Genomic DNA, 26,653 nt, shown 5'->3' on the forward strand with positions numbered 1-26,653 from the left:
GATAGACGTTCAGCATTGACAGTGGGTACAGCCGATGCATTTGGGTGAATGCAAATCCGTGCGTCAGGCAATAAACCTCAACTCCTTTGCAGACTCAGCGGGGTTTTCGCAGCGCGATTCAAGCGCTGGCTTTGACACTGACCTGAGGATTGGGGTGAAAAAACACATGCTCGATAATCGGGCCTACCGCCACTTCACCGATTTCCTCGTAGCCTTTGCGCTTATAAAAACTCAGGTAATGCGGGTTGCCGGTATCGAGCACAATGCCTTTCGAGTGCGGATCTTCGGCGCACCAGTCATGCAACGCTTCGAGTAGTTGCTCACCCAGATGCTGGCCTTGAAACTCGGGGTGTATGCCGATTAAAGGCAGCACGTGGTAGTTGTCTGAGGGCAGGCAAGCCATGACGGCGTCGTGGTATTCAAGGTAACGCCGGGTGCAGCGAAAACCGGTGGTAAGCAGCATGCGCATGCGCCAGGCCCAACTTTCTGTCAGGTCAAACCGACGTTGCGGCGGCGCGATCAGCACCATGCCAATGAGCCGATCCTCAATCAACAAGCCGAGCGCTGGCAGCTCTTCATTAAAGTGCTGATGAATCAGCTCGCGAATGGTGGCGCGAACCCGCTGATCGAATCCGGGACGATCCGCCTCGAATATATGGGCGAATGTTGGATCATGCCGATAGGCTTGATACAACAATGAGCGCGCTTCGCGCGAATAGCCGTGGTCGAGTAAACGAATTTCAGCAGGACTGTTCGGCATAATCGATGACCTTTAGTTATCTCATGGGTCGAAATTGCATGCGGGTCAATAAGGCGTCGGGCAGGCTTGCAGCTAATCGGTAACACCTGTCCTCACACTAGCACCGCTGCAGAGCAATCGCTAGATTGCTGGCCGTGCGCCCACCAGATCAGCTAGCATCTGCGCTTCATCTAGCCAAAAATCCAGGACAGCCTGTCATGAAGATTGTCTCCTTCAATATCAATGGCCTGCGTGCACGCCCTCATCAGCTGGCCGCATTGATCGAGAAACATCAGCCGGATGTTATCGGCCTGCAGGAAACCAAAGTAGCCGACGAACAATTTCCCGAAGCCGATATTCGCGCACTGGGTTATCACGTGCATTACCACGGCCAGAAAGGCCACTATGGCGTTGCCATGCTGTCGCGTCAGGAACCATTAGAAGTGCATAAAGGTTTCCCGGGCGATAGCGAAGAGTCGCAACGGCGCTTCATCTACGCCACCTTCGCCGATGCAAATGGCCAGCCAGTGACCGTCATGAACGGCTACTTTCCGCAAGGTGAAAGCCGCGACCATCCCACCAAGTTCCCGGCCAAGCAGCGCTTCTATGCGGACCTGCAACAGCTGTTGCTCGAGCGTTTTACCCCTGAGCAAGCGGTTGTCGTGATGGGTGATATCAATATCTCGCCAGAAGATCAGGATATCGGCATCGGCGAAGTCAATCGCAAGCGCTGGCTGAAAACCGGCAAGTGCAGCTTCCTGCCGGAAGAGCGCGAGTGGCTCGCGACCCTGAAAGGCTGGGGCCTTGTCGACAGCTTCCGTCATTTGCACCCCGAAATTGATGATCGTTTCAGCTGGTTCGACTACCGCAGCCGCGGCTTTGAGGACGAACCCAAGCGCGGCCTGCGCATTGACGTAATCCTGGCCTCGCAAGCCCTGCAGTCACGCATCGCTGATGCGGGTATCGACTATGAACTGCGCGCACTGGAAAAGCCCTCCGACCACGCGCCTATCTGGCTGAAACTGGACTAGGCCCACCGAACGGCCACAAGTCTTGCTACTCCGGGCTTAGATGCTATATGCGCACAGTGCTGAGCCCGGCGTGCGCTGCGCACGCTCGCGTGAACTGACGCACACGTTTTGCGTACACCCTAACCTTCCTACTGCTTGTCATATTGCAGTCATCTGATTGTCTTATCGTCGCGGCACCCAAACTGGTCTATTCAAGGTGTCTGCTGAATGTCTCGCTCCCTGTTCGATAGTGAACGCGAAGTCTGGAGTCGTACTACATCCCTGCTGGTATTGGGATTCATCTGTTATGCCCTGCCCTGGTCGGTCTTCGCCGCCGATGCAAATAACCCGCAGCTGCGTATTCAGGGCTCCAATACCATCGGTGCTGCGCTCGGTCCTGCATTGGTCAAGGGCCTGCTTGCACAACAAGGCCTGAGCAATATCCGCAGCACACCGGGTGCTATCGAAAACGAGCAACAAATCAGCGCTACCACGGCCAACGGCAAAACCGTGCACTTCGACCTGGCCGCGCATGGTTCCAGCACCGGCTTTGCAGCATTACTCGACGGCACGGCTGATCTTGCGGCGGCGTCACGTCCGATCAAGTCCAGTGAGGTCAGCGCGCTGGCCAGTCGCGGCGACATGAAAAGCCCGACTGCCGAACAGATCATCGCTATCGACGGACTCGCGATTATCATCAATCCGCAAAACCCGATTTCCGCGCTGCGCACCGATCAGCTGGCGGCGATATACGCCGGGGAAATCCGCAACTGGGCCGATGTCGGCGGCAAGCCTGGCCCGATCAATCTGTATGCACGTGATGACAATTCGGGCACCTACGACACCTTCAAGGAATTGGTATTAGCCGCCAACGGTAAAAGCCTGAGTGGCAATGCGAAGCGTTATGAAGACAGCAACAAGCTCTCGCAACTTGTCAGTGACGATCCGCAAGGCATCGGTTTCATCGGTTTGCCCTACATCCTCAAAGCCAAGGCATTAGCCATCGCCGCCGGTGATTCGCAACCGATGCTGCCAAGCCGCACGCTGATTGCTACCGAAGACTATCCGTTGTCGCGCCGGCTGTTCATCTATGCGCCGCCCAACCTTGAAAACAGCTGGGCCAAACAACTGCTGGCGTTTGCGCACAGCGAAGAAGGCCAGCAGGTTGTGGCGCAAAACGGTTTCATCGCGCAGACCGTGCAAGCGGTCAAGGTGACGCCTAACCCGAATATGCCCGAGTCGTATCAACAACTGGCCAAACAGGCGCAACGCTTATCGGTGAATTTTCGTTTCGAGCAAGGCAGCGCCACCCTCGACAACAAGGCTCAGCGCGATCTGCAACGGGTACTCGACTACCTGCAAACGCAGGACAAAATGAATCGCAAGGCGGTATTGGTAGGCTTTGGCGATCCCAAAGCGGACCCGGCACGCGCCGAGTTACTCTCCAAGCTGCGGGCAATGGCCGTGCGCAGGGAGTTGGCCAGAGGCAAGGTTTCGTTCGCCGATATCCTTGGCATGGGTGAACAACTGCCCATCGCGGCCAATGATATGGATGAGGGTCGAATCAAGAATCGGCGGGTTGAGGTCTGGGTTTATAACTGAGTGAAATGCACGGTGATGCGCTCGCGGATATTCACGACTGAGGATGAATAGCGTAACCTTAGCGATAGTGGCACATTGCCAATATGTAGCAAGGAACTCCGTTTTGAAACCTGCTGTCATCCAGATCGAAACCATCGAGCGTAATCGTCAAACGCTCTGGCGCGTGCGTCTGGGCCGTCGCGCCCTGACCTTTCATGAAGAACTGGCGGCGCGCACCTTTGCCAATCAATTGCAAATGCGCCGTGTCTGGCTGCAACAACAAGCCGCGCTGAACCCTGAATCAGAATAGTCACTTGATAACGCACAAGGCCCGCATTTAGCGGGCCTTGTGCGTTCTACAGGCTGATTAGCGTGAAGCCTTCATCTGCTCGCGCGAGATGTACTTGCCAATCTCGAACTTGCCGATTGCCGCGCGGTGCACTTCATCCGGGCCATCGGCCAGGCGCAATGTGCGCTGCATGGCGTACCAGTAAGCCAGCGGGAAGTCGTTGGAAACACCGCCGCCACCGTGCATCTGGATTGCACGATCGATAACCTTCAAGGCCACATTCGGCGCCACAACCTTGATCTGGGCGATTTCGCTGCGGGCTACCTTGTTGCCAACGGTGTCCATCATGTAGGCCGCGTTGAGCGTCAGCAATCGCGCCATATTGATTTCCATGCGCGAGTCGGCGATCAGGTCGACGTTGCCGCCCAGGCGTGCCAGAGGTTTGCCGAATGCAGTGCGCTCAATGGAGCGTTCGCACATCAACTTAAGCGCGCGTTCTGCCATGCCGATAGAGCGCATGCAGTGGTGGATACGGCCTGGCCCCAATCGGCCCTGTGCGATCTCGAAACCGCGACCCTCACCCAGCAATACGTTCTCGTAAGGCACGCGAACATTTTCAAATACCATCTCGGCGTGGCCGTGCGGCGCATCGTCGTAACCGAATACCGGCAGCGGACGAATTACCTTGACCCCAGGCGTGTCCATCGGCACCAGAATCATCGAGTGCTGCTGGTGGCGCGGACCGTCAGGATTGGTCAGGCCCATGAACACGAGGATTTTGCAGCGCGGATCACAAGCGCCCGATGTCCACCATTTGCGGCCATTGATCACCCACTCATCACCCTCGCGTACCGCCGTTGCCTGCATATTGGTGGCATCGGAAGACGCGACTTGCGGCTCGGTCATGGCAAAGGCCGAACGGATTTCGCCGCTCAGCAACGGCATCAGCCACTGCTGCTTTTGCTCTTCGTTGGCATAACGCACCAGCACTTCCATGTTACCGGTATCCGGCGCGGCGCAGTTGAATGGCTCCGGGCCAATTAGCGAGCTGCCCATGATTTCAGCCAGCGGCGCGTACTCGGTATTGGTCAGGCCAGCACCCAGCTCAGACTCCGGCAGGAACAGGTTCCACAAACCCTCGGCTTTGGCCTTTTGCTTCAGCTCTTCCATGATGGCGGTTGGCTGCCAACGATCGCCCTCATTCACTTGCTGCTCGAACACGGCTTCAGCGGGATAAACGTGTGCTTCCATGAACGCCGTTACACGTTCACGTAATTCCTGAACCTTTGGGGAGTAGGCGAAATCCATAGAGACTACCTTCTGACGAGTGTGTGCGGTGTGCCGGAAACCACTGTGCTTCCGAGATTTGAAAATAATGCTAGATCAGCGAGCTAAATTTACCTAACCTATTTTCAACGTCTATGAACATTCATCACTGATATATGATTCACTGATTAAGGCACATCTCGGAGCTAGCGCTGAATGAACCTCAACAAGGTCGATCTAAATCTGTTTATCGTGTTTGATGCCATCTATACCGAGGCGAATCTGACCCGCGCCGGGCAGATCATCGGCATCACCCAGCCGGCTGTATCCAACGCCCTCGCCCGCTTGCGTGAAACCTTCAACGATCCGTTATTTGTCCGCACCGCGCAGGGCATGGTGCCTACGCCAATGGCCCAGAACATCATCGGCCCGGTGCGCAATGCCTTGCAGCAACTGCGGATCTCGGTGCAGGAAAGTCGCATTTTCAACCCGCTGCAAGCCAGCAAGACTTATCGCATCAGCATGACCGACCTCAGCGAGGCGGTGATTCTGCCGCCGCTGTTCCAGCGCCTGCGCCGCCTTGCGCCCAAGGTGAGTATCGAAAGCATGCTCTCGCGCCGCCGTGATACCACCAAGGAGTTGGCCGCCGGCCGCCTCGACTTTGCCGTGGATGCGCCGCTAAACACCGATGCGCAAGTGCGTCACGTTAAGTTGATGGAAGACCGCTACGTGTGTGCCGTACGCCGTGGCCACCCAATGGCCAAGGACAAAATCAGCCTCGACGAATACCTGGCGCTGAGCCATATCCACATTTCCAGTCGCCGCAGCGGGCTCGGTTATATCGACCTGGCGTTGGGTAAGATGGGCATTCAACGGACGATTTCACTGCGTTCGCAGCACTACCTGATGGCCAGCACCGTGTTGCAGAACACCGACATGGCGATGACTGTGCCGGAGCGGTTTGCGCGCAATAACGACCTGCATTACATCGAGTTGCCGGTCAAGGATGTTCCCAGCCTGGAAACGCATCTTTACTGGCACGAGAGCACTGATCAGGACCCCGCTAACCGCTGGATGCGCGAGCAATTGATCGAGATTTGCCAGAAGATCGACAAGCAAGAAAGAGTCGTCAAAGCCGAACTTCAAGCGCAGTAAGGCAGCTACTCAGATGCCTATCGGCAAGGCCGTAAAACCTTGCCGATAGCTGTGTGAAGTGTTCAGAGATTGAGTTCTTCGACCATCACTTCGCGCATGCGAAACTTCTGGATCTTACCGGTGACGGTCATTGGGAATTCGTCGACGAACCTGATATAGCGCGGCACTTTGTAGTGGGCGATATGGGCCTTGCAGAAAGCCCTGAGGGTTTCTTCGCAGCAGTCGCTGTCGACATGCAACTTGACCCACGCCGCCACTTCCTCGCCATAGTTTGAATCCGGCACGCCAACAATCTGCACGTCCGCCACGGCCGCATGGGTGAACAGAAACTCTTCGATTTCACGCGGATAGATGTTCTCGCCGCCGCGAATAATCATGTCCTTGCTGCGCCCGACTATCTGCACATAGCCACGCTCATCCATGCTGGCCAAGTCACCTGTGTGCATCCAGCGGCCGGCATCAATCGCCTCACTGGTTGCCTGCGGATTATTCCAGTAACCGAGCATCACGCTGTAGCCACGCGTGCATAATTCGCCGGTTACGCCGCGCGGCACAATGCGCCCATGTTCATCGATTATCTTGCTTTCGAGGTGAGGATGGGTGCGGCCGACGCGGGTCACGCGCATCTCAAGTTCATCATCCGCTGCCGTTTGCATAGACACCGGGCTGGTTTCGGTCATGCCGTAGGCAATCTGCACTTCGCTCATGTGCAATTGCTTGATCACCCGGCGCATAACCTCAATCGGGCATGTCGCCCCACCCATGATGCCCGTGCGTAAACTGCTCAGGTCGTATTCGCCAAGACGCGGATGATCGAGTTCGGCGATGAACATGGTCGGCACGCCGTAGAGCGCCGTCGCACGTTCCTGCGCAACTGCTTTCAAACACGCTTCCGGATCAAAACCGGCAGCGGGATAAATCATCGTTGCGCCGTGGGTGATACAGCCCAGATTACCCATCACCATGCCGAAGCAGTGATACAGCGGCACCGGGATCACCACCCGATCATGCTCGGTGAGGCCCAGACTGCACGCAGCCAGATAACCGTTATTGAGAATATTGTAATGGCTCAGCGTCGCGCCTTTGGGCGCGCCAGTGGTACCGGAGGTGTACTGGATATTGATCGGCTCATCGAACTGCAACAACGCCTGGCATTCTCGCAGTTGCGCTGGCGTCACCGGCTCGCTGAATTCAGCTAATTGGTGCCACGGCAAAAAACCTGCTGGCGGGTTCTGCGCCAGGCTGATTACACCACGCAGCGCCGGGAGTTGTTCACTCTGCAACTCGCCAAATTTGGCACTGCTCAGTTCGGGCAGCAGTTGCTGCAGGATCGCGTGATAGTCACTGGTTTTGAACTGCTCAGCTGTTACCAACCAGCTGCAGCCGGATTGGCGCAGCGCAAATTCGAGTTCGCTGCCGCGATACGCCGGGTTGATATTGACCAGAATCGCGCCGATCTTCGCGGTGGCAAACTGGCAAATGGTCCACTGCGCACAGTTCGGCGCCCACACGCCAACCCGATCCCCGGTTTTAATACCAAGGCCCATCAGTGCCCGGGCGCAGTCTTCGACTTGCTGGTGCAACTGGGTCCAACTCAATCGCACATTCTGATGCAATACCACCAACGCATCGCGCTCAGTGAAGCGCGCAACCGTCTGATCGAACGCATCGCCAATGGTCATCGCCAGTAGGGGTTTGTCTTGCGGGCCGCGAGTATAGCTCATGCCTTGCATACTTCACCTCTTGCTCAACCGACGTCCTGTCGGCTCAGCGCTGTTGTTGTTTTTGTCGTGGTGTTCATGCTGCTGGCCCGCTATAAACCGCGGGCAATTACCAGTCGCTGGACATCGCTGGTGCCTTCATAAATCTGGCAGACGCGTACATCGCGATAAATCCGTTCCAGCGGGAAGTCCTTGAGATAACCGTAACCACCCAGCGTTTGCAGGGCTGCCGAACAGACCTTCTCGGCCATCTCGGAGGCAAACAGCTTGGCCATTGACGCCTCGGCAAGGCAGGGCAAACCCGCCTCACGCAGGGTTGCTGCGTGCATAACCATTTGCCGGGCCACAGCAATCTGCGTGGCCATATCAGCCAGGCGAAACGCCACGGCCTGATGCTCGATAATCGGTTTGCCGAAGGTCTCGCGCTCGTGGCTGTATTGGCGGGCTGCGTCGAAAGCGGCCCGCGCCATGCCAACAGCTTGCGAGGCGATGCCGATGCGTCCACCTTCAAGGTTACTCAACGCAATCTTGTAACCTTCGCCCTCCTCGCCCAGCCGCAAGCTGGCAGGAATACGCATATCATCGAACTGCAACTGGCAGGTGTCCGAGGCATGCTGGCCCGAGGTAATGAACTGCTTGCTGCCATTGAGCACGTAATCATCGCCGTCGCGTCTGGCTTTGGTGCGCAAGTCACTGGCATCAGAGCCCGCGTGCGGTTCGGTCAGGGCAAATGCGCCAATCATTTTGCCCTCGGCCAGGGGCCGCAAGAACTGCTGCTTCTGCGCCTCGCTGCCGTATTTGAGAATCGGCATGCAGCCGACCGAGTTGTGCACGCTCATGATGGTCGAGCAAGCGCCGTCGCCTGCGGCAATCTCTTCCAGCGCCATGGCGTAGGCAACATGGCCGGTCTCGGCGCCTCCCCATTGTTCTGTCACCAACATGCCGAGAAAGCCCAGTTCGGCCATCTCGCGTAATGCTTCCTTGGGAAAACGATGCTCGCGGTCCCATTCAGCAGCGAACGGCTTCAGGCGTTCTTCAGCGAATTGACGGGCAACGTCGCGGATTTGCAGTTCTTCTTCGGATGGAATCATCAGTATTCCCCTTAACGCAGGCGTTCGATGGCGACCGCAGTGGCTTCACCGCCACCGATGCACAACGAAGCGACGCCGCGTTGCAGATCATACTGCTGCAGCGCATTGAGCAGCGTCACCAGCACCCGCGCGCCCGATGCCCCGATCGGATGGCCCAGCGCACAGGCGCCGCCGTGAACATTGACCACATCATGGCTAATGCCGAGGTCGCGCATGGCCGCCATCGGAACCACGGCAAAGGCTTCGTTGATTTCAAACAGGTCAACCTGCGCCAAAGACCAGCCAGTACGGGCCATCAGGTTATTGATCGCGCCAACGGGCGCGGTGGCGAACAGGCTGGGCGCGTGAGCAAACGATGCGTGGCCGACAATTTGCGCCAGCGGCGTGAGTCCGCGTTCTTCGGCCGTGGAGCGGCGCATCAGCATCAACGCCGCGGCGCCATCGGAGATCGAACTGGCATTGGCAGCTGTCACGGTGCCGCCGCTGCGAAATGCCGGTTTCAGGGTCGGGATCTTGTCGATACGCGCCTTGGGCGGTTGTTCATCTTTGCCGATGGTTACGGTTTCGCGGCCTTGCGGCGCATCGAGTGCAACAATCTCGGCGTCGAACCGGCCTTCGCTCATGGCCTTTTGCGCGCGGGTCAGCGATGTAATGGCGAAGTTGTCCTGCTCTTCGCGGCTAAAGCCATAAGCCTCGGCGCAGTCTTCGGCGAAGGTGCCCATCAGCCGGCCCTTGTCATAAGCATCTTCAAGGCCATCGAGGAACATGTGATCAAGCACCTGACCGTGACCCATGCGATAACCGCCACGTGCCTTGTCGAGCAGATATGGTGCATTCGACATGCTCTCCATACCGCCAGCAATCACTACATTGGCGCTGCCGGCAAGGAGGCCATCGTGGCCGAGCATGACCGCTTTCATGCCTGAGCCGCACATTTTATTGATGGTCGAACATACGGTGCTTTGCGCTAACCCCGCACCGAGCGCCGCTTGCCGTGCTGGCGCCTGGCCTTGCCCGGCTTGCAGGACGCAGCCCATCAGCACCTCATCAATCGCATCGGCGCCGACGCCTGTACGCGCCAGGGTTGCCTTGATTGCAGCGGCGCCCAACTGGGCAGCAGACAACGACTTGAAGTCGCCCATAAAGCCGCCCATTGCGGTACGGGCAGCGCTGACAATCACAATTGGGTCGTTCATCATCAGTCTCCTTATTTTGCGGCCATGCGCAGCGCGCCATCGAGGCGAATCACTTCACCATTGAGCATGCTGTTTTCAATAATGTGCAGGGCCAGCGCGGCGTATTCATCTGGTTTGCCCAAGCGCGGCGGGAACGGCACATTGGCCGCCAGAGAATCGCGCACCTCTTGCGGCATGCCGGCCATCATCGGCGTCTCGAAAATGCCGGGAGCAATGCACATAACGCGGATGCCCGAACGTGCCAGTTCGCGGGCCAAGGGCAAGGTCAGCCCAACCACTGCGCTCTTCGAAGCAGCATACGCAGCTTGGCCAATTTGCCCGTCGAAGGCCGCGACCGAGGCAGTATTGATAATCACGCCACGCTCACCGCCAGCGTCGGGCTGGCCAGTGGCGATGGCTTCGGCAGCGAGTCGCAACATGTTGAACGTACCATTGACGTTGATATCCATCACCCGCTTGAAGCTCTCAAGCGCATGCACGCCTTTGCGCCCCAGCAGTTTTTCGGCAGGGGCAACGCCGGCGCAGTTAATCAGCCCGTTCACCTTACCGAAGGCCTGCAGCGCTGCACTGATGGCATCCGCCGCTTGCGCCTCATCGGTAATATCCACCGCCACGAAACGCACCGCGTCGCCCAACTCCTGGGCCAGCGCAGCACCGGCGTCGGCATTGATGTCGGCCATTAATACCTTGGCGCCACGCGCAACCAGGGCGCGACTGGTGGCCAGACCCAACCCGGAACATGCGCCGGTAACAACAAAAACCTGCTGGCTAATCTGCATAACCTATTTCCTGCTTTAACTGGGAAACGAGCGGCCATTGCCGCCCGTAATCGATGCCTTATGCCGACAGCGCCGTCTGCGCTTTGGCGATTTCCTGATTGCGCAGCAAGAACCGTTGAATCTTGCCGCTGGGGGTTTTTGGCAATTCACTGACAAATTCAATTTCACGCGGGTAAGCATGGGCAGACAGGCGTTTACGCACGTACTGCTGCAACTCTTCACCCAACGCGACATCCGCCCGGTATTGCGCATGCAGCACGACAAAGGCCTTAACCACTTCGGTACGCTCAGGATCGGGCTTGCCGATTACCGCCGCTTCGATAACGGCCGGGTGCTCGATCAGCGCGCTCTCGACATCAAACGGCCCCACGCGATAACCCGACGTGGTGATCACATCATCGGCGCGCCCCACAAAACTGATGCTGCCATCGTCATTAAGCTCGACGGTGTCGCCACTTAAGTAGTATTTGCCGGCAAATGCCTTGGTGTTCATGCCTTGATAGCCGGGGAACCAGAACAGCGGCGACTGACTCATGTCCACCGCCAGATTGCCGGGCTGACCAACCGGTAACTCGTTGCATGCCTCATCCACGACGACCACGCGATGGCCCGGCACTGCGTAACCGGCGGCGCCAATGCGTACCGGATGCTCATAACCGTGGTGATTGCACAGCACCATGCCCAGCTCGGTCTGCCCGTAGTGATCATGGATTGTGGTTTGCAAACCCTCGGCAAACCAGCGGATCACTTCCGGCGTCAGCGGTTCGCCCGCGCTGCTCACCGCACGCAAACGGCCTTTGAGCAGCGGTTCGACCTCGGCCTTGGCAGCCAGCAACAAGCGGTAGGCAGTTGGCGAGCCGGCCAGATTGGTAATGCGGTATTTGCGGATGACCCGACACGTGCTCTCGACGGTGAATGCGCCTTCGTAGAACAAGGTCGGATGGCCCATCGCCAACGGCCCGGTAACGGCATAGTAAAGGCCATAAGCCCAACCCGGATCGGCAACGTTCCAGAATGCGTCTTCGGCGCGCAAACCCACGGCGTCGCGCATGTAATGTGTAAACGCGAGTATCGCTTTGAGCGGCACCGGCACGGGCTTGGCAAGGCCGGTGGTGCCCGAGGTAAACATCATCAGGAACGGGTCTTCAGCGGTGCGCATAACGGGCGCGAATGTATCGGGCTGGCGCTCAAGCTCAGCCCAGAAACTGAAGTCGCCCCGTGCAATGCCCACACCTTTGGGGCCGGATACTGTGATGCACTGTGCAGCCGACTCGACCTCATCGAGTTTGCTGCGATTGGCGGCATCGGTAACGATAAATTTGGAGCCGGCGGTATTAACCCGATGCTCGATAGCCTTGGGCCCGAATGCAGTGAACAGGGGCTGATAAACCGCTCCCAAGCGCCAGGTGCCAAGAATGGTGATAAGCAACTCGACATTGCGCGGCAACATACCCGAGACGCAATCTCCGGCCTTCACACCCTGGTTGTGCAGGAAATTGGCAAACCGGGCAGCCTGCTCCTGCAGGTAATCGAAGGTGTAGCTGGCACTGCTGCCATCGCGGCCTTCCCAGAACAGCGCAATCCGACCCGGCAATGCGTGGCGATCGCAGCATTCAATGCAGGCATTTAGGCTGTCTGGCGTACCGGCCAGCGACTGTTCGGCGGCGCGGCGAAAATCAAAACTTTTAGCAGCAGCAAAGTAATCGACCATCGGGCAACTCCTGAATGATTGTTGTTGGAGTGACTCGATAGTCGCGCTCGCCGTGGCTTTGGGCAATGTCCTGCGGGATCAATCTCGCTGAGCAGATTGGACAATCAGCTCAGCGGTCTTAGCCGTGTTCACCGCTGCCAAAAACCATCGCGCAATACTGGCCGGGCGTGGTGCCGGTCCATTTCTTGAAGGCCTTGTAGAATGCGCTGCTGTCGGCATAACCCAGCGCGTAAGCCAACTCGGCGTAATTCTGTTCACCCTTATTCAGGCGGCTTATGGCCAGATCGCGGCGCACATGATCTTTAAGGCTCTGGAACGATTGCCCTTCGTGCGCGAGCTTGCGCCGCAAAGTGGCTGGCGAGATGAAGAAATGCGCAGCCACCGCTTCAATATCGGGCCAGCGATCGGGCTTCTGCCCGCGCAAGTATGCTTTGATCCGTGCGGCGTAGCTCTGGGAATCGCGGTAGCGCACCAGAATCCCCTGCGGCGATGTGTGCAAAAACTCGCTCAATTCCTCGGGCGTACGGCGGATGGCAAAATCAAGGCAATCGGTGTTCAGCAGCAAGCGCGAACGAGGCTGGTTGAAACGCAGGTTGTCGCTGAACATCACCCGATAATCTTCGATGTAATCGGGTTTGGCACACTGCAGGTCAATCGCAATAATTGCGATGCGCCGGCCCACCAGCCAACACATCAAACCGTGCACGATCATCCATAGCGTGAAGTAGGTAAACGCCCGGCGCGGGGGGTCACCTGCCGTGGCAACACTCAACTCAAGCATGCCGCCGCTGATTTGGGTCTCAACCTTGAAGTCATCCATCACCAGACGCAAGAACCGCACAATTTCCCTGAGCGCACCTTCAAGGGTGGGTTCTTTAACTGCTGTGCGCGCCAGAAAAGCAAAGCTGCCAACCTTCATGCGCCGCGGGTTCATGCCAAAGAATTCGTCATCCATCTCCTGCGCCAGCGCCAGCCACAATTGCGCGTATTGCTTCGCCGTGACCCTGCTAAAAGGTTTATCCAGCAATTCACTGGCAATCCCCGCCCGCTCGAGCAGCGCCGGGACCGGATGGCCTGCGGTTTGCCATTCGTACAGCGCCTCATTTACCAGGCGAATGGAGATAGTGCCTTTGCTGATACTCATGGCGTGGAGCCGGTCCCTGGGCGGTTGGTCATATGCCTATTATTAGCACGAACACAGGCGTTGATTGCCCCTGCCATGGTCGTAATCAATTCACTGAATAATTCGCCTGCTTGCGCTTGACAGGATTCAGACGCACCTTTACGTTAACGTAAAGGTAAACACGAGGGCTGCATCAATGCCGACTTACTCTATTTCCGAGCTGGCCCGCGAACTGGACATCACCACCCGCGCCATTCGTTTCTACGAAGAGCAGTCGATGCTCAGCCCGGAGCGTCGGGGCCAGGAGCGTATTTACAGCAGCAAGGACAAGGTCACGCTCAAGCTGATTTTGCGCGGCAAGCGCATTGGTTTTTCACTGGCCGAGTGCAAAGAGCTGATCGAGCTTTACGATCCCGGTCAGGGCAATCGCAAACAACTGCAAACATTCATGAGCAAGATTGCCGAACGCCGTGCACAGCTCGAGCAACAGTTGCTGGATATCCAGCAGATGCAGCTAGAACTCGACATGGCCGAAGAGCGCTGCCAGCTCGCGATGGCAGAACTTGATAAGAAACAGACTGTTAATCCTTAAACTTAAACAAGATTGTTAATAGAGGCTGCCCTCGCGTTGCCTCCACAACAGACAAAAACAAGGTGATCCCATGAGCTATCCGTCCCTGAACTTTGCCCTCGGCGAAACCCTCGACATGTTACGTGATCAGACCCGCGCATTTGTCGCCGCTGAGTTGGCACCACGCGCCGCCGCCATCGACAGCGAAAACCTGTTCCCTGCCGACATGTGGAAAAAATTCGGAGACATGGGCCTGCTGGGCATCACCGTCAGCGAAGAATACGGCGGCGCTGGGCTGGGTTATCTGGCCCACGTAATCGCCATCGAAGAGATCAGCCGGGGCTCGGCATCGGTCGGTTTGTCTTATGGCGCCCACTCCAACCTGTGCGTTAACCAGATCAACCGCAACGGCACCGCCGAGCAGAAAGCCAAGTACCTGCCGAAGTTGATCTCGGGCGAGCACATCGGCGCACTGGCCATGAGTGAGCCGAATGCCGGTTCCGACGTGGTCTCGATGAAGCTGCGCGCCGATCGTCGCGGCGATCACTTCGTGTTGAACGGCAGCAAGACCTGGATCACCAATGGGCCGGATGCCAACACCTACGTGATCTACGCCAAGACCGATCTGGAAAAAGGCCCGCACGGCATTACCGCGTTTATTGTTGAGCGTGACTGGAAAGGCTTTAGCCGCGGCAACAAGTTCGACAAGCTTGGCATGCGCGGCTCCAACACTTGCGAGCTGTTCTTTGATGACGTCGAAGTTCCGGCCGAGAACGTGCTGGGTGCGGTAAACGGCGGCGTAAAAGTGCTCATGAGCGGGCTCGATTATGAGCGCGTGGTGCTAGCGGGCGGCCCGGTCGGCATCATGCAAGCGTGCATGGATGTGATTGTTCCCTACATCCATGACCGCAAGCAGTTTGGCCAGAGCATCGGCGAGTTCCAGCTGATCCAGGGCAAAGTGGCAGACATGTACACCCAACTCAATGCCAGCCGCGCCTATCTTTACGCGGTTGCACAGGCTTGCGACCGTGGCGAGACCACCCGTAAAGACGCAGCCGGGGTAATTCTCTACAGCGCCGAGCGTGCCACCCAAATGGCCCTGGATACTATTCAGATCCTCGGCGGCAACGGTTACATCAACGAGTTCCCGGCAGGCCGCCTGCTGCGTGACGCCAAGCTTTACGAGATCGGCGCGGGCACCAGTGAAATCCGCCGCATGCTGATCGGTCGCGAGTTGTTCAACGAGACCAAGTAAGCGCACGTACTTGCGCCCTGTGTTTTCTGGGCGCTTTACCTGCGACATGTTCACGCCAGACTTCACGGAGTGCGCCAGATGGCCATCCTGCACACCCAGATCAATACCCGCTCACCGGAATTTGCCAGCAATAGCGCGGCAATGACCGAGCAAGTCGAGAACCTCAAACGCCTGCTCGCCAGCATTCATCAGGGCGGCGGCGCCAAAGCGCAAGAGCGCCACACCTCACGCGGCAAATTGCTGCCTCGCGAGCGGATCAACCGCCTGCTCGATCTCGGCTCGCCGTTTCTCGAAATCAGCCAGCTGGCGGCGTATCAGGTTTACGCCGAAGACGTTCCCGCTGCTGGCGTGATCGCCGGCATCGGCCGCGTTGAAGGTGTCGAGTGCATGATTGTGGCCAACGATGCCACGGTAAAAGGTGGCAGCTATTACCCGCTCACCGTGAAGAAGCACTTACGCGCCCAGGCCATCGCTCGCGAGAACCGCCTGCCGTGTATTTATCTGGTCGACTCCGGCGGCGCCAACCTACCCCGTCAGGATGAAGTATTCCCGGACCGCGAACATTTCGGTCGGATCTTTTTCAATCAAGCCAACATGAGCGCCGTGGGCATTCCGCAGATCGCCGTGGTGATGGGCTCGTGTACAGCAGGCGGCGCTTATGTGCCGGCGATGAGCGACGAAACCATCATGGTGCGCAATCAGGCGACTATCTTCCTCGCAGGCCCGCCACTGGTTAAAGCGGCTACCGGTGAAGTGGTCAGCGCTGAAGACCTTGGCGGCGCCGATGTGCATTGCAAGACATCTGGTGTGGCCGACCACTATGCCGAAGACGATGCCCACGCCCTCGCCCTCGCTCGTCGTACCATCGCCAACCTCAACTGGCGCAAGCAAGGCGTTATCAATACGCGTCAGCCAATCAAGCCGCTGTACGCCGCTGATGAGCTGTATGGCGTGATTCCAGCCGATGCCAAGCAACCGTTTGATGTGCGCGAAGTGATTGCGCGCATCAGCGACGGTTCAGAGTTTGATGAATACAAGGCGCTGTTCGGCAGTACGCTGGTGTGCGGCTTCGCGCATATCCACGGCTATCCAGTGGCGATCCTCGCCAATAACGGGATTCTCTTTGCTGAATCGGCGCAAAAAGGCGCCAACTTCATCGAGCTGGCGTGCCAGCGCGGCATTCCTTTGTTATTCCTGCAAAACATCACCGGTTTCATGGTCGGCCAGAAGTACGAGGCTGGCGGTATCGCCAAGCACGGCGCCAAACTGGTGAATGCCGTGGCGTGCGCCAAGGTGCCGAAATTTACTGTGATCATTGGCGGCAGCTTCGGCGCTGGCAACTATGGCATGTGCGGTCGCGCCTATGATCCGCGCTTCCTGTGGATGTGGCCGAATGCGCGGATTGGCGTGATGGGCGCCGAACAGGCCGCCGGTGTACTCGCTCAGGTTAAACGCGAGCAGGCTCAACGTGCCGGTGAAACCTTCACCGACGAGCAGGAGCGCGCACTCAAACAGCCGATTCTCGACCAGTACGAGGAGCAAGGTCATCCGTATTATTCCAGCGCACGGCTCTGGGATGACGGCGTGATTGATCCTGCGCAAACCCGTGAAGTGCTGGGCCTGGCGTTGTCTGCATCGCTCAACGCTGCCATTGAACCGACCACGTTCGGCGTATTCCGCATGTAATTGCTGGTCCGCCAGCCGTTACGTTTGCAACCCTATTCAAGAGTCTGATCCGATGAGCCAATTCACCACCCTTGAACTTGCGATTGACCCTCGTGGCGTAGCCACTTTGTGGCTTAACCGCGCGGACAAGAACAACGCGTTCAACGCCGAAATGATCCGCGAGCTGATCCTGGCGCTGGACGCAGTACAAGCCGACAAGAGCATCCGTTTTTTGCTGGTACGCGGGCGCGGCAAGCACTTCTCGGCAGGCGCGGACCTCAGCTGGATGCAGGCTTCGGCGGCGCTCGATTACAACGCCAACCTCAATGATGCCCGCGAACTGGCCGAGCTGATGCACAACCTGTATCAGCTGAAGATTCCAACGCTCGCGGTGGTTCAAGGCGCCGCCTTTGGTGGCGCACTGGGTCTGATCAGCTGCTGCGACATGGCCATCGGCAGTGAAACAGCGCAGTTCTGTTTGTCGGAAGTGCGCATTGGCTTGGCTCCCGCCGTAATCAGCCCGTTCGTGGTGCAGGCGATTGGCGAGCGAGCAGCCCGGCGTTTTGCCCTCACGGCCGAGCGTTTCAGTGGAGTAAAAGCCCAACAGATTGGCCTGCTGGCCGAGTGTTATCCCGCCGAAGAGCTCGATCAACAAGTTGAAGGCTGGATCAACAACCTGCTGCTCAACAGCCCGCAAGCCATGCGCGCCAGCAAAGATTTGCTGCGGGAAGTCGGCAGCGGCGTGCTGACCCCGGCGCTGCGCCGTTATACCGAGAATGCGATTGCGCGTATTCGCGTCAGCCCAGAAGGTCAGGAAGGCCTTAATGCCTTCCTCGAGAAACGCACGCCCGCCTGGCAGGAGCAGTAATCATGAGCATTCAACACATCGACACCCTGTTGGTGGCCAACCGCGGCGAGATCGCTTGCCGGGTTATGCGTACCGCCAAAGCCATGGGTCTGCGCACGGTGGCGGTTCACAGCGCAATCGACCACAACGCCCTGCATGTACGCGAAGCCGATTGCAGTGTGGACCTGGGCGGCGCCAAACCCGCAGAGAGTTATTTGCGCATCGATGCGCTTATCGCAGCCGCCAAAGCAAGCGGTGCGCAGGCCATTCATCCGGGTTACGGTTTCTTGTCAGAAAACGCGGGGTTTGCCCGCGCCATCGAAGCGGCCGGTTTAATTTTCCTCGGACCACCCGCCTCGGCCATTGATGCGATGGGCAGTAAGTCGGCGGCCAAAGCGCTCATGGAAGCCGCTGGCGTGCCGTTGGTGCCTGGCTTTCATGGCGAAGAGCAAGATGCAGCGACCTTCCTTGAGGCCGCCGAACGTATTGGTTATCCGGTACTGCTAAAGGCCACTGCTGGCGGCGGCGGCAAAGGCATGAAGGTGGTCGAACAGGCCAGTGAGCTGGCTGAGGCGTTAGCTTCGGCGCAGCGCGAGGCGCAATCCTCGTTCGGCGATTCGCGCATGCTGATTGAAAAGTATGTGTTGAAACCGCGGCATGTCGAGATTCAGGTGTTTGCCGACCAGCACGGCAATTGCCTTTACCTCAATGAACGCGACTGCTCGATCCAACGTCGTCACCAAAAAGTCGTCGAAGAAGCCCCTGCGCCGGGCTTGAGCCCTGAGTTGCGTCGCGCCATGGGCGAAGCCGCAGTGAAAGCGGCGCAGGCCATCGGTTATGTCGGCGCGGGCACGGTCGAGTTTCTGCTGGACGAACGCGGTGAGTTCTTCTTCATGGAGATGAACACCCGCTTGCAGGTCGAGCATCCGGTTACCGAGGCGATTACCGGCCTTGATCTGGTCGCATGGCAAATCCGTGTGGCGCGTGGTGAAGCGTTACCCATCACGCAAGAACAAGTACCGCTGATTGGCCACGCGATTGAAGTGCGCCTCTACGCCGAAGACCCCGATAACGACTTCTTGCCGTCTACCGGTACGTTGGCGCTTTATCGCGAACCGGCTGCCGGCGAAGGCCGCCGCGTCGACAGCGGCGTGCAACAAGGTGATGAGGTTTCCCCCTTCTACGACCCAATGCTCGGCAAGCTGATTGCCTGGGGCGCGGATCGTGAAGAAGCGCGCCTGCGCCTGTTGGCGATGCTGGCACAAACGCATGTTGCGGGTGTGCGCACTAACTTGAGTTTTCTTACCCGCGTGCTGGCACATCCGGCATTCGCCAGTTGCGAACTCGACACCGGTTTCATTCCCCGGCATCAGGCGCAACTGCTGCCGCCAGTTGCCGAGCTGGACGCCAACTTCTGGGAATTGGCCAGCCTGGCCTTCGCCCTGAGTGAGCCAGCCACACAGCGCAGTGACGACGCGTACTCGCCCTGGGCCAGCAACAATGGCTGGCGCGCCGGTTTCCCCAGCGAAATAGACATGCATCTGGCCTGTGGTGACGCGCAGCAAGTGCTGCGCTTGCGCAACAGCAGCGCACCGGATGCCGTGCTGCAAGGCGATAGCCTCACGGTTGTGCGCGACGGCGTGCGCCAAAGTCATCTGGCAATACGCAGCGGTGATGCGCTTTATTTGCAGTGGCAGGGTGAAATCCACCGGGTCACCAAGATTGATCCGATTGCCGCTGTCGAGGCCAGCCACAATCAACATGGCGGCTTCACTGCGCCCATGAACGGCAGCATTATCCGCGTGCTGGTCGAGCCTGGACAAAGTGTCGAGGCTGGCACCACGCTGGTAGTGCTTGAAGCCATGAAGATGGAACACAGCATTCGCGCCGCCGAAGCCGGTGTGGTGAAAGCTCTGTTTTGCGCGGAAGGTGAAATGGTCAAGGAAGGCACTGTTCTGGTCGAACTGGAATAAGCCTGCAGCGGCAATTGATGGATGCATCACTCAAGGGTGATGCACCCTGCCCTGAGATAATAGAATCGGCGGCACATCGCCCAGATCTGGAGAAATTGCATGACCCTGCCCGCCCATGTTCGTTTGGTTGAGGTTGGCCCTCGCGACGGTTTGCAGAACGAGAAGCAGGCGATCGACGTCGACGATAAAGTCCGTCTGGTCGATGATCTCAGCGCCGCTGGCCTGAGCTATATCGAAGTGGGCAGTTTCGTCTCGCCCAAATGGGTGCCGCAAATGGCGGGCAGCGAGACCGTATTTGCGCGCATCAAGCAGCAGGAAAACACCGTTTATGCTGCACTTGCGCCCAATCTGCGAGGCTTTGAATCCGCCGTCGCCGCTGGGGTCAGGGAAGTTGCCGTATTCGCCGCCGCGTCCGAGGCGTTCTCCCAGAAGAACATTAACTGTTCAATTCGCGAAAGCCTCGAGCGCTTTGTACCGGTAATGGACGCGGCTAAAGCTCAGGGTGTGCGCGTTCGCGGTTATGTCTCATGCGTGTTGGGCTGCCCTTATGAAGGCGAGGTTGCCGCAGAACAAGTGGCCTGGGTGAGCAAGGAATTGTTCGACATGGGCTGCTATGAAATCTCGCTGGGCGACACCATTGGCACCGGCACCGCAGGCGCCAGTCGACGGCTGTTCGAGGTGGTTGCGGCGGCGGGCATAGAGCGCAGCAAACTGGCCGGGCACTTCCACGACACTTACGGTCAGGCACTTAGCAATATCTACGCAAGCCTGCTCGAAGGCATCAGTGTTTTCGACAGCTCGGTCGCCGGCCTTGGCGGTTGCCCTTACGCCAAAGGCGCTACCGGTAATGTGGCGACTGAAGATGTGCTGTATATGCTCAACGGCCTGGGCATTGATACCGGCATTGATCTCGACTTGCTGATCAAGGCCGGACAGCGCATTTGCGACGTATTGGGTAAAACCAATGGTTCACGAGTCGCCAAGGCGCGACTCGGCGCCAGCCACTAACGCTTCGAATAGCCCATTCGCCAGCTGATCAGTTGCGCGGTACTCAGCAACTTCTGCGCCGCCGCACTGTTTTCGTCGGCGTGGAACACGCTGGCCGAGCCGACCATGGTCAAAACCGCAGCGATACGCCCGCTAGCGTCAAATATCGGGGCCGCCAAGGCATCGATGCCGGGCATCAACAAGCCATGCACCGAGTACAAGCCAGTGGCGCGGATACGCGCCATTTGTTGCTGATAGTCATGGTTGTCCGCGAGCGGATGCTTGGCTGTAGAACGCAACTCATGCGCCGCCAACTCGCGTGTCTCTGCCGCTGGCAAGTGCGCAGCAAATACCAGCCCGGTGCCGGACGACAACAGCGGCAATACCGAGCCCAGCTTGGTCACCAACGTTACCGAGCGATGCGCTTGCTCAAGCAGCACGACGGTGGCGCCGCGATTACCCCAAACCGCCAGAAAACAGGTCTCATTGAACTCATCACGGAGTTCGCTGGCGGGCGCTGCAGCAAGCTTGACCACATCCATGCTGCCCAATGCAGCCAGACCGACATACAACGCCTCACGCCCGAGCGAGTAATGGTTGGTGGCGGCATCTTGCATGGCAAAACCGCTGGCAATCAATGCCTGCAGATAGCGATGAACCTTGCTGGCTGGCATCTGCACATGCTCGGCAAGTGCCGATAACGACGTGCTCGGGCTCAGATCTGCCAGTGCCTTGAGGATGTCGGTACCGACTTCGGCAGACTGCACTTTTTGTTTCGGCTTTGGGGTTGCAAGCGGCTTATCCATTTAGAACTCAATCAGCAATCAGGGCATCGCGCCCAGTTTACGATCAAACCGCAGCTGATTGAGCAACGAACAGCAAATTCTCTGCGTGATGCCGTTACTGGCGAGCGATACAAACCGCAGCGTCAACGCTATAACGCAGACGCAATAGACGCCTATTATACTTTTTGCTCAAACACGCGTGTCGCACAGGGGGTTAACATCGTCTGCTGAAGGGTTTTGCTCCCTAATGAACAAATAATAATTAAGGAACATGCATGCTTTCTTCCATAACGTCTTTGAGTGTCAAACTGGTACAGCGTTACCTGCCCTCACCTTTTGTATTCGCCATGCTGCTCACGCTTTTTGTGCTCATCGCCAGCATGATCAGTACTGGCCAGAGCCTGCCAGCGATGGCTAATCACTGGGGCGCAGGCTTCTGGAATCTGCTCACGTTTGCCATGCAAATGGCGTTGATTCTGGTTACCGGTCATGCCCTCGCCAGTGCTCCGCTAATCAACCGCACGCTTGCAGGCCTGGCCCGCGTTGCCAAATCGCCAGGTCAGGCGATTGTATTGGTGACGCTGGTGGCATTGGCCGGCTCATGGATCAACTGGGGTTTTGGCCTGGTGATCGGCGCGGTCTTTGCCCGCGCTCTGGCACGTGAAGTCAAAGGCGTCGACTACCCGCTGCTGGTTGCCTCGGCTTACTCAGGCTTCTTGATCTGGCACGGCGGCCTGTCCGGTTCGATTCCGCTGTCACTCGCCTCGGGCGGTGCGGATCTGTCCCGTATGACCGGCGGCGTGGTGACCGAAGCGATCGGCGTCAATGACACGCTGTTCACCGTCATGAACCTGTCGATCATCGCGCTGCTGGTAATCGGCCTGCCGTTGCTGAACCGTGCCATGCACCCTGCTCAACCCAAAGTCGCCGACCCGAGCTTGCTGCAAGAGCCAGCCAGCGATGCTCTGCCGCGTGAAACACTGGCCCAGCGTATGGATGACAGCCGCATTCTCAACCTGATCATCATCGCGCTGGCTGCAGTGTTCTTCGGTTACTACTTCTTCAACAATGGTTTTGCCCTGAGCCTGAATATCGTCATCGGCCTGTTCCTGTTTATCGGCTTGTGCCTGCACGGCTCACCTGAGCGTTACATGCGCGCGGTACAGGATGGCATTGGCGGTATCAGTGGCATCGTTATCCAGTTCCCGTTCTATGCCGGCATCATGGGCATGATGGTCGGTGCCAACGCCGATGGATTCTCGTTGGGCAAACAAATCACCGATACATTCGTGGCCTGGTCGTCTGCTGACTCGTTCCCGGTTCTGGCCTTTCTCAGTGCCGGTCTGGTGAACGTATTCGTGCCGTCCGGTGGCGGCCAGTGGGCGGTTCAAGGTCCGATCATGCTGCCTGCCGGTCAGGCATTGGGCGTAGCGCCGGCAGTAACGGCCATGGCAATTGCCTGGGGTGATGCATGGACCAACATGATCCAGCCGTTCTGGGCTTTGCCGCTGCTGGGGATTGCCGGCCTCGGTGCGCGTGACATCATGGGTTATTGCTTGCTGATGCTGGTGTACTCGGGCGTGGTCATTTCGGCCTGCCTGTACATTTTCGGCTAATTCTGGCGTTTCCAACACCCGCTGGCGGGCGACTTGATTACAGTCGCCCGCCACGTTCAAGGAGTGAGATGCGATGAATAAAATCTACCCAAGTGCCAAAGCGGCCCTCGACGGGCTGGTTGAAAATGGCATGACCCTGGCGGTCGGCGGTTTTGGCTTATGCGGCATACCGGAAGCACTGATTGGCGCACTGCGTGACACCGGCAAGAACGGCCTCACCGTGATCAGCAACAACGCCGGGGTTGATGGTTTTGGTCTGGGTCAACTGCTGGAGACACGACAGATCAGCAAAATGATTTCGTCTTACGTGGGCGAGAACAAAGAGTTCGAACGCCAGTTTCTGGCCGGCGAGCTTGAGCTTGAGTTCACTCCGCAAGGCACACTCGCCGAGAAACTACGCGCAGGCGGTGCCGGAATCCCGGCTTTTTACACCAAGACCGGTTACGGCACTCTCGTCGCCGAAGGCAAGGAAACCCGCGAATTCGACGGTGAGTGGTTTGTCATGGAACGCGCACTGCGCGCAGACGTCAGCTTGGTCAAAGCGTGGAAAGCCGACAAATCTGGCAACCTGATCTTCAACAAGACGGCACGCAACTTCAATCCGCTGGCGGCTGCGGCTGGCAAAGTCTGCATCGTAGAAGTTGAGGAAATTGTCGAAACCGGCGAGTTGGATGCTGACCAGATTCATTTACCGGGCATTTATGTCCAGCGTCTGGTGCTCAATGCCAGCCCGGAGAAACGCATCGAACAACGCACAGTACGGAGTGCCTGATCATGGCTTGGACACGTGAACAGATGGCGCAACGCGCCGCGCAGGAACTCAGCGATGGCTTCTACGTCAACCTCGGCATCGGTCTGCCTACACTTGTGGCCAACTACATTCCGGACGGAATGGATGTGTGGCTGCAGAGCGAAAACGGCCTGATGGGTATTGGCCCATTCCCAACCGATGAAACGGTTGATCCGGACTTGATCAATGCGGGCAAGCAAACCATTACCACCCTGCCCGGCAGCGCATTTTTTGACAGCGCGGCGAGCTTTGCGATGATTCGCGGTGGCCACATCAACCTGTCTATTCTGGGCGCCATGCAGGTGTCCGAAAAAGGCGATCTGGCCAACTGGATGATCCCAGGCAAAATGGTCAAAGGCATGGGCGGTGCAATGGATCTGGTGGCCGGCGTTAAACGCGTGGTGGTGCTCATGGAGCATACGGCCAAGGGCGGTGCACACAAGATTTTGCCTGCCTGCGATCTACCTTTAACCGGCGTTGGCGTGGTTGACCGGATCATCACCGATCTTGCGGTTCTCGACATCACCGAGCAAGGTTTGCTGTTGGTAGAACTGGCCGAAGGCGTCAGCCTTGAGGAACTTAAAGCGGCGACGGGGTGTGCAATCATCGCCGCTTAATCACCGATCTTAAGCTGCTGAAGAATTTTTTCTAAGGCAGCTTAGGCCGTTGTTTTTAAATGTTTATTAATATTTTACTGGGGGCTACTCGGTTGTAATCAAGTACTCAATAGGTTACTTCTACGAGGTATGCCTAACGAAAAGAGTCTAAAAAGCCCCATGTACGAGATCACACGTATCTTTCGCTACTTAGCCCCGCAGCCTGTGCAATGCAGTGCTGCAAACGGGGCGAAAATGATCAATCTATTGGCCTGCCTGCTGCCATTCAGCGCCCGCCCACTGACGTTGCAAGCCAACCTCTCTGCGAGTAAAACAGCCGTAACCAACGGCAAGCGCTCGGTCCCTCCACCTACCTTTTGAATGCTGATGTTCTCGCACTGCCCACAGCGCAAGCTGTTGAGGATTGCGGGCTTAGAACTTTTTTCAGTTTTCAACCTGTAGAGTGAATCTAATGACAATGCGTATCGCAATTATCGGTGCTGGCCCTTCTGGTCTGGCGCAGCTTCGTGCCTTCCAATCCGCCCACACCCAAGGTGCGGCAATGCCTGAAGTAGTCTGCTTCGAGAAGCAGGAAGACTGGGGTGGCATGTGGAATTACACCTGGCGAACCGGTCTCGACCAGCACGGCGAACCCGTGCACGGCAGCATGTATCGCTATCTGTGGTCGAACGGCCCGAAAGAATGCCTGGAGTTCGCCGACTACAGTTTCGATGAACATTTCGACCAGCCAATCTCATCCTATCCGCCGCGCGAAGTTCTGTGGGACTACATTCAGGGCCGCGTCAAGAAAGCCGGTGTGCGCGACTATATTCGCTTCAATACCGCTGTCAAAAATGTCAGCTTCGACGAAACCAGCAAACAATTTACCGTCACCGCACATGACTATGCGCTCGACGAAAACATCTGCCAGCAGTTTGATTATGTAGTGGTTGCCAGCGGGCACTTCTCAACGCCGAATGTGCCGGACTTTGCAGGTTTCGAGCGTTTTGAAGGGCGTATTCTGCATGCTCACGATTTTCGTGAAGCCACTGAGTTCAAGGATAAAGACCTGCTGATTATCGGCAGCAGCTATTCGGCTGAAGACATCGGCTCGCAGTGTTACAAGTACGGTGCCCGCTCAATCACCAGCTCTTACCGCACTCAGCCAATGGGCTACAAGTGGCCCAAAGGTTGGGAGGAGCGTCCGCAACTGAGCAAGGTGGAAGGCGATATGGCCTATTTCATCGACGGCTCAAGCAAGCGCGTCGATGCAATTATTCTCTGCACCGGATACCAGCACCACTTCCCTTTCCTGGAAGAGCCTCTGCGCCTCAAAACGGATAATCGCCTGTGGCCTATGAGTCTTTATCAGGGCGTGGTGTGGACAGACAATCCGCAACTGATTTACCTGGGCATGCAGGATCAGTGGTACAGCTTCAATATGTTCGATGCACAAGCGTGGTTTGCTCGCGACTACATGCTTGGGCGCATTGCGCTGCCGAGCAAAGCAGCGATGGAAGCGGACAACGCCAGCTGGCGCGCTCGCGAGGAAAGTCTTGAAACTGCCGAGCAGATGTACCAATTCCAGGGCAGTTACATCAAACACCTGATCGATCAGACGGACTATCCAAGCTTTGACATCGACGCGGTGAACACCATCTTCCTGCAGTGGAAGACCGATAAGAAGCAGGACATCATGGGCTATCGCGATAAGTCTTATCGCTCGGTGATGACCGGAACGCATGCAGTGCCGCACCACACCCGTTGGCTTAAAGCGATGGATGACTCAATGCAAGAGTACCTGCGCGAGACCAACAGCAAGGCCAAGGTCGCCACGCTCTAACGCTGCGTTCCATAACGATGGCTATCATTACCGGCGCCAATTGGCGCCGGTAGACCAAGCGGGC

At 57.6% G+C, this 26,653-nt stretch carries 23 protein-coding genes; 14 read left to right on the forward strand and 9 right to left on the reverse strand.

From position 1 onward, the window contains the following. Positions 1–118: 118 nt before the first annotated feature. Positions 119–760, reverse strand: coding sequence for a GNAT family N-acetyltransferase (locus BM395_RS11170; RefSeq protein WP_069900351.1), 642 nt, complete (start codon positions 758–760; stop codon positions 119–121). Between the two features lie 197 nt (positions 761–957). Here BM395_RS11170 and xthA point away from each other — a divergent pair, with 197 nt between their 5' ends. The 3 genes from xthA to BM395_RS11185 all read left to right on the forward strand — a co-directional run bounded on the left by xthA (position 958) and on the right by BM395_RS11185 (position 3,640). Next, entirely contained in the window at positions 958–1,770 is an 813-nt protein-coding gene (gene xthA / locus BM395_RS11175; protein WP_090511853.1) for an exodeoxyribonuclease III, read from the forward strand. Positions 1,771–1,977: 207 nt separating this feature from the next. Then, the gene (locus BM395_RS11180; protein WP_090511856.1) at positions 1,978–3,351 is read left to right on the forward strand and encodes a phosphate ABC transporter substrate-binding/OmpA family protein; all 1,374 of its coding nucleotides are present in this window, start codon (positions 1,978–1,980) and stop codon (positions 3,349–3,351) included. A gap of 103 nt (positions 3,352–3,454) precedes the next feature. Further along, complete coding sequence (locus BM395_RS11185) at positions 3,455–3,640, forward strand: hypothetical protein (protein ID WP_090511859.1); 186 nt, start codon at positions 3,455–3,457, stop codon at positions 3,638–3,640. Between the two features lie 57 nt (positions 3,641–3,697). On the opposite strand, the gene BM395_RS11190 is transcribed toward BM395_RS11185, so the two are convergent. Then, positions 3,698–4,927 carry an acyl-CoA dehydrogenase gene (locus tag BM395_RS11190; RefSeq protein WP_069900347.1) on the reverse strand — a complete coding sequence of 410 codons (1,230 nt, stop codon included), beginning with the start codon at positions 4,925–4,927 and terminating at the stop codon, positions 3,698–3,700. A gap of 174 nt (positions 4,928–5,101) precedes the next feature. On the opposite strand from BM395_RS11190, the gene BM395_RS11195 reads away from it, so the two are divergent. After that, the gene (locus tag BM395_RS11195) at positions 5,102–6,040 is read left to right on the forward strand and encodes a LysR family transcriptional regulator (RefSeq protein WP_069900346.1); all 939 of its coding nucleotides are present in this window, start codon (positions 5,102–5,104) and stop codon (positions 6,038–6,040) included. Positions 6,041–6,102: 62 nt separating this feature from the next. Here the strand turns inward: BM395_RS11195 and BM395_RS11200 are convergent, their stop codons facing one another. The 6 genes from BM395_RS11200 to BM395_RS11225 form a co-directional block, all read right to left on the reverse strand. Then, complete coding sequence (locus tag BM395_RS11200; RefSeq protein ID WP_090511861.1) at positions 6,103–7,773, reverse strand: AMP-binding protein; 1,671 nt, start codon at positions 7,771–7,773, stop codon at positions 6,103–6,105. An 80-nt stretch (positions 7,774–7,853) separates the two neighbouring features. Continuing rightward, positions 7,854–8,852 carry an acyl-CoA dehydrogenase family protein gene (locus tag BM395_RS11205; RefSeq protein ID WP_090511864.1) on the reverse strand — a complete coding sequence of 333 codons (999 nt, stop codon included), beginning with the start codon at positions 8,850–8,852 and terminating at the stop codon, positions 7,854–7,856. An 11-nt stretch (positions 8,853–8,863) separates the two neighbouring features. Further along, on the reverse strand, positions 8,864–10,054 hold the full coding sequence (locus BM395_RS11210) for an acetyl-CoA C-acyltransferase (protein WP_090511866.1): 1,191 nt from the start codon (positions 10,052–10,054) through the stop codon (positions 8,864–8,866). A 5-nt stretch (positions 10,055–10,059) separates the two neighbouring features. After that, positions 10,060–10,827: a 3-hydroxyacyl-CoA dehydrogenase gene (locus BM395_RS11215; RefSeq protein ID WP_090511869.1), complete on the reverse strand. Its 768-nt coding sequence runs from the start codon at positions 10,825–10,827 to the stop codon at positions 10,060–10,062. A 58-nt stretch (positions 10,828–10,885) separates the two neighbouring features. Beyond that, positions 10,886–12,538: an acyl-CoA synthetase gene (locus BM395_RS11220; protein WP_090511872.1), complete on the reverse strand. Its 1,653-nt coding sequence runs from the start codon at positions 12,536–12,538 to the stop codon at positions 10,886–10,888. A 118-nt stretch (positions 12,539–12,656) separates the two neighbouring features. Next, positions 12,657–13,682, reverse strand: a complete 1,026-nt coding sequence (locus BM395_RS11225; protein WP_090511875.1) for an AraC family transcriptional regulator — start codon at positions 13,680–13,682, stop codon at positions 12,657–12,659. A gap of 175 nt (positions 13,683–13,857) precedes the next feature. Here BM395_RS11225 and BM395_RS11230 point away from each other — a divergent pair, with 175 nt between their 5' ends. The 6 genes from BM395_RS11230 to BM395_RS11255 all read left to right on the forward strand — a co-directional run bounded on the left by BM395_RS11230 (position 13,858) and on the right by BM395_RS11255 (position 20,980). After that, positions 13,858–14,253, forward strand: coding sequence for a MerR family transcriptional regulator (locus tag BM395_RS11230; RefSeq protein ID WP_090511877.1), 396 nt, complete (start codon positions 13,858–13,860; stop codon positions 14,251–14,253). A 70-nt stretch (positions 14,254–14,323) separates the two neighbouring features. Continuing rightward, complete coding sequence (locus BM395_RS11235) at positions 14,324–15,487, forward strand: isovaleryl-CoA dehydrogenase (protein WP_069900338.1); 1,164 nt, start codon at positions 14,324–14,326, stop codon at positions 15,485–15,487. Positions 15,488–15,565: 78 nt separating this feature from the next. Then, the gene (locus BM395_RS11240) at positions 15,566–17,173 is read left to right on the forward strand and encodes a carboxyl transferase domain-containing protein (protein ID WP_069900337.1); all 1,608 of its coding nucleotides are present in this window, start codon (positions 15,566–15,568) and stop codon (positions 17,171–17,173) included. 52 nt (positions 17,174–17,225) lie between these two features. Continuing rightward, a complete protein-coding gene (locus tag BM395_RS11245) occupies positions 17,226–18,020 on the forward strand; it encodes a gamma-carboxygeranoyl-CoA hydratase (protein WP_090511880.1) in 795 nt (264 codons plus the stop codon). A gap of 2 nt (positions 18,021–18,022) precedes the next feature. After that, positions 18,023–19,972, forward strand: a complete 1,950-nt coding sequence (locus BM395_RS11250) for an acetyl/propionyl/methylcrotonyl-CoA carboxylase subunit alpha (RefSeq protein WP_090511884.1) — start codon at positions 18,023–18,025, stop codon at positions 19,970–19,972. A 99-nt stretch (positions 19,973–20,071) separates the two neighbouring features. Further along, positions 20,072–20,980, forward strand: coding sequence for a hydroxymethylglutaryl-CoA lyase (locus tag BM395_RS11255; protein ID WP_090511886.1), 909 nt, complete (start codon positions 20,072–20,074; stop codon positions 20,978–20,980). On the opposite strand, the gene BM395_RS11260 is transcribed toward BM395_RS11255, so the two are convergent. Next, positions 20,977–21,765, reverse strand: coding sequence for an IclR family transcriptional regulator (locus BM395_RS11260; protein WP_069900333.1), 789 nt, complete (start codon positions 21,763–21,765; stop codon positions 20,977–20,979). The genes BM395_RS11255 and BM395_RS11260 overlap by 4 nt on opposite strands. Before the next feature lie 254 nt (positions 21,766–22,019). Between BM395_RS11260 and BM395_RS11265 the strand changes: the two genes are divergently transcribed. The 4 genes from BM395_RS11265 (at position 22,020) to BM395_RS11285 (ending at position 26,589) form a co-directional block, all read left to right on the forward strand. Beyond that, entirely contained in the window at positions 22,020–23,360 is a 1,341-nt protein-coding gene (locus BM395_RS11265) for a short-chain fatty acid transporter (RefSeq protein ID WP_090511889.1), read from the forward strand. A gap of 73 nt (positions 23,361–23,433) precedes the next feature. Then, positions 23,434–24,132, forward strand: a complete 699-nt coding sequence (locus tag BM395_RS11270) for a CoA transferase subunit A (RefSeq protein WP_069900331.1) — start codon at positions 23,434–23,436, stop codon at positions 24,130–24,132. A 2-nt stretch (positions 24,133–24,134) separates the two neighbouring features. Further along, a complete protein-coding gene (locus BM395_RS11275; protein ID WP_090511891.1) occupies positions 24,135–24,767 on the forward strand; it encodes a CoA transferase subunit B in 633 nt (210 codons plus the stop codon). 451 nt (positions 24,768–25,218) lie between these two features. Beyond that, on the forward strand, positions 25,219–26,589 hold the full coding sequence (locus BM395_RS11285) for an NAD(P)-binding domain-containing protein (RefSeq protein ID WP_090511896.1): 1,371 nt from the start codon (positions 25,219–25,221) through the stop codon (positions 26,587–26,589). The last annotated feature ends 64 nt before the right edge of the window (positions 26,590–26,653 follow it).

This window comes from Pseudomonas marincola, from assembly GCF_900116605.1.
GTDB classification, from domain to species: domain Bacteria; phylum Pseudomonadota; class Gammaproteobacteria; order Pseudomonadales; family Pseudomonadaceae; genus Aquipseudomonas; species Aquipseudomonas marincola.

What these genes read in the sequence shown, in the direction of transcription:
- BM395_RS11170 (WP_069900351.1), bottom strand. Translation starts at nt 760, where the DNA reads ATGCCGAACAGTCCTGCTGAAATTCGTTTACTCGACCACGGCTATTCG.
- xthA (WP_090511853.1), top strand. Translation starts at nt 958, where the DNA reads ATGAAGATTGTCTCCTTCAATATCAATGGCCTGCGTGCACGCCCTCAT.
- BM395_RS11180 (WP_090511856.1), top strand. Translation starts at nt 1,978, where the DNA reads ATGTCTCGCTCCCTGTTCGATAGTGAACGCGAAGTCTGGAGTCGTACT.
- BM395_RS11190 (WP_069900347.1), bottom strand. Translation starts at nt 4,927, where the DNA reads ATGGATTTCGCCTACTCCCCAAAGGTTCAGGAATTACGTGAACGTGTA.
- BM395_RS11195 (WP_069900346.1), top strand. Translation starts at nt 5,102, where the DNA reads ATGAACCTCAACAAGGTCGATCTAAATCTGTTTATCGTGTTTGATGCC.
- BM395_RS11200 (WP_090511861.1), bottom strand. Translation starts at nt 7,773, where the DNA reads ATGCAAGGCATGAGCTATACTCGCGGCCCGCAAGACAAACCCCTACTG.
- BM395_RS11205 (WP_090511864.1), bottom strand. Translation starts at nt 8,852, where the DNA reads ATGATTCCATCCGAAGAAGAACTGCAAATCCGCGACGTTGCCCGTCAA.
- BM395_RS11215 (WP_090511869.1), bottom strand. Translation starts at nt 10,827, where the DNA reads ATGCAGATTAGCCAGCAGGTTTTTGTTGTTACCGGCGCATGTTCCGGG.
- BM395_RS11220 (WP_090511872.1), bottom strand. Translation starts at nt 12,538, where the DNA reads ATGGTCGATTACTTTGCTGCTGCTAAAAGTTTTGATTTTCGCCGCGCC.
- BM395_RS11225 (WP_090511875.1), bottom strand. Translation starts at nt 13,682, where the DNA reads ATGAGTATCAGCAAAGGCACTATCTCCATTCGCCTGGTAAATGAGGCG.
- BM395_RS11230 (WP_090511877.1), top strand. Translation starts at nt 13,858, where the DNA reads ATGCCGACTTACTCTATTTCCGAGCTGGCCCGCGAACTGGACATCACC.
- BM395_RS11235 (WP_069900338.1), top strand. Translation starts at nt 14,324, where the DNA reads ATGAGCTATCCGTCCCTGAACTTTGCCCTCGGCGAAACCCTCGACATG.
- BM395_RS11240 (WP_069900337.1), top strand. Translation starts at nt 15,566, where the DNA reads ATGGCCATCCTGCACACCCAGATCAATACCCGCTCACCGGAATTTGCC.
- BM395_RS11245 (WP_090511880.1), top strand. Translation starts at nt 17,226, where the DNA reads ATGAGCCAATTCACCACCCTTGAACTTGCGATTGACCCTCGTGGCGTA.
- BM395_RS11250 (WP_090511884.1), top strand. Translation starts at nt 18,023, where the DNA reads ATGAGCATTCAACACATCGACACCCTGTTGGTGGCCAACCGCGGCGAG.
- BM395_RS11255 (WP_090511886.1), top strand. Translation starts at nt 20,072, where the DNA reads ATGACCCTGCCCGCCCATGTTCGTTTGGTTGAGGTTGGCCCTCGCGAC.
- BM395_RS11260 (WP_069900333.1), bottom strand. Translation starts at nt 21,765, where the DNA reads ATGGATAAGCCGCTTGCAACCCCAAAGCCGAAACAAAAAGTGCAGTCT.
- BM395_RS11265 (WP_090511889.1), top strand. Translation starts at nt 22,020, where the DNA reads ATGCTTTCTTCCATAACGTCTTTGAGTGTCAAACTGGTACAGCGTTAC.
- BM395_RS11270 (WP_069900331.1), top strand. Translation starts at nt 23,434, where the DNA reads ATGAATAAAATCTACCCAAGTGCCAAAGCGGCCCTCGACGGGCTGGTT.
- BM395_RS11275 (WP_090511891.1), top strand. Translation starts at nt 24,135, where the DNA reads ATGGCTTGGACACGTGAACAGATGGCGCAACGCGCCGCGCAGGAACTC.
- BM395_RS11285 (WP_090511896.1), top strand. Translation starts at nt 25,219, where the DNA reads ATGACAATGCGTATCGCAATTATCGGTGCTGGCCCTTCTGGTCTGGCG.